The 2355-nt window shown below is 64.2% G+C and carries 3 protein-coding genes; all 3 read left to right on the top strand.

Annotation, left to right across the window (positions count from 1 at the left end; all coding sequences use genetic code 11):
- Window positions 1–70 precede the first annotated feature (70 nt).
- Window positions 71–841: a bifunctional demethylmenaquinone methyltransferase/2-methoxy-6-polyprenyl-1,4-benzoquinol methylase UbiE gene (gene ubiE / locus BLX42_RS08870; protein WP_161871600.1), complete on the top strand. Its 771-nt coding sequence runs from the start codon at window positions 71–73 to the stop codon at window positions 839–841.
- The gene (locus BLX42_RS08865) at window positions 841–1464 is read left to right on the top strand and encodes an SCP2 domain-containing protein (RefSeq protein WP_046785013.1); all 624 of its coding nucleotides are present in this window, start codon (window positions 841–843) and stop codon (window positions 1462–1464) included. The genes ubiE and BLX42_RS08865 overlap by 1 nt, the downstream gene beginning before the upstream one ends.
- The coding region (locus tag BLX42_RS08860; RefSeq protein ID WP_256671949.1) for an AarF/UbiB family protein at window positions 1461–2355 on the top strand (895 nt) is incomplete at its 3' end. The genes BLX42_RS08865 and BLX42_RS08860, both read left to right, overlap by 4 nt.

Below are 2355 nucleotides of genomic sequence, written 5' to 3'. Positions count from 1 at the left end.
CGGTACACCCCGCCAAGACAAATGCGCCCGTTCGCCCTAGAATGGCGATAATTTTTTCCGGTGAAGCGATATGAACGACCAGCGCAAAGGCGAACACGCCGAACCCACCACCCATTTCGGTTACCAGGATGTGCCCGAGAGCCAGAAGGCGAAGAAAGTCGCCGAAGTGTTCCACTCGGTGGCTGCCAAGTACGACCTGATGAACGACGTGCTTTCCGGCGGCATGCACCGCCTGTGGAAGCGCTTCACCATCGAGCTGTCGGGTGTGCGTAGCGGCAATCGGGTGCTGGACATCGCCGGCGGCACGGGTGATCTGGCAGCCAAGTTCTCGCGCCTGGTCGGCCCTACCGGCCAAGTGGTGCTCGCCGACATCAACGACTCGATGCTCAAGGTCGGCCGCGACCGCCTGCTCGATCGTGGTGTTGCCGGCAACATCGAATTCGTCCAGGCCGACGCCGAGAAACTGCCATTCCCGGACAACCACTTCGACTGTGTGACCATCGCCTTCGGCCTGCGCAACGTCACCCACAAGGACGAAGCCATCCGCTCGATGCTGCGCGTGCTCAAGCCGGGCGGACGCCTGTTGATCCTGGAGTTCTCCAAGCCGACCAACAAGCTGATGTCCAAGGCCTACGACGCCTACTCGTTCGCCTTCATGCCCCTGGCCGGCAAGCTGATCACCAATGATTCCGAGAGCTACCGCTACCTCGCCGAATCGATCCGCATGCACCCCGACCAGGAAACCCTCAAGACCATGATGGTCGATGCCGGTTTCGACCGGGTCACCTACCACAACATGACCAGCGGCATCGTCGCCGTGCACCGGGGAATCAAGCCCTGATGTTGCTGGCAGGGCTGCTCGCCAGCGTCGAACATGGCCTGAACCGCGTCCTGCGCATGGACAGCACGGCATTGCCGCGGCTGGGCGCGCTGGAAGGCAAGGTCATCGAAATCGATTGTCGCCAGCCGGCCCTGCAAGTGTTCATCCTGCCCGATGAAGAGGGCCTGATGCTTGCCGCCCACTGGCAAGGCGAGGTCGACTGCAGCCTGCGCGCGCCAGCCGGTAGCCTGCTGCAACTGGCCGTGGCCAAGGACAAGACGGCCGTGCTGCATAGCCCTCAGGTCGAGCTGCATGGCGACAGTGCCGTGCTGCTCGACCTGTTCGGTGTGCTGCAAGACCTGGAGCTGGACTGGGAACACGAACTGCAACGCTGGCTCGGCCCGGTCGCCACCTCGCTGCTCGCCGGCCACGTGCGCCTGCGTGCACGCTGGACCCGCCAAGGCCTGGCACGCTTCAGCCAGAACCTGTCCGAGTACCTGGCCGAAGAGTCGCGCACCCTGGTAGGCAAGCGCGAAGCCGAAGCCGCCTTCAGCGAGCTCGATACCCTGAAGGTCGATTTAGAACGCCTCGAGGCGCGCCTGCAGCGCCTCTCCCGATCCCTTGATACCAGCGATAACGCATGAAGCTGCTCGCCGTCCGTCGTCTCTTTCGCATCCAGCGCGTGGTGATCCGCTACCGCCTCGATGACCTGCTCTTCGACCTGCCGCTGCCGTGGTGGCTGCGCAGCCTGCGCCTGCTGATGCCATGGCGCTGGTTGCCTCGCACACCCTCCGAACTCAGCCGGGGTGCCCGCCTGCGCCTGGCGCTTCAGGACCTGGGGCCGATCTTCATCAAATTCGGCCAGTTGCTGTCCACCCGCCGCGACCTGCTGCCCACCGACATCGCCGACGAGCTGATGCTGCTGCAGGACCGCGTACCGCCGTTCGACCCGAAACAGGCCGTGGCGCTGATCGAAAGCCAGCTTGGCGCCAAGGTGGGTGAAGTGTTCAGCCGCTTCGACGTCGAGCCGCTGGCCTCGGCCTCGGTGGCCCAGGTGCATGCCGCGCGCCTGAAGACCGGCGAGGAAGTGGTGGTCAAGGTAGTACGCCCGGGCCTCAAGCCAGTGATCGCCCAGGACCTTGCCTGGCTGTTCCTGATCGCAAAAGGCGCCGAGCGGGCTTCAGCCGATGCCCGCCGCCTGCACCCGGTGGAAATCGTCGGCGACTACGAAAAAACCATCTACGACGAACTCGACCTGCTCCGCGAGGCGGCCAACGCCAGCCAGCTGCGGCGCAACTTCGAAGGCTCGGAGCTGATGTACGTGCCCCAGGTCTACTGGGACCTGTGCCGCCCCAAGGTGCTGGTGATGGAGCGCATCTACGGCGTGCCGGTGACCGACATGGCCACCCTGGCCGACCAGCGCACCGACATGAAACTGCTGGCCGAGCGCGGTGTGGAGGTGTTTTTCACCCAGGTGTTCCGCCACAGTTTCTTCCATGCCGACATGCACCCCGGCAATATCTTCGTCAGCACGG

Origin of the sequence: Pseudomonas sp. SG-MS2, from assembly GCF_009933855.1 — a bacterium.
Classification (GTDB): Bacteria; Pseudomonadota; Gammaproteobacteria; order Pseudomonadales; family Pseudomonadaceae; genus Aquipseudomonas; species Aquipseudomonas putida_E.
Note: the sequence above shows the minus strand (reverse complement) of the source record. Positions and strands in the feature narration are given on the sequence as shown.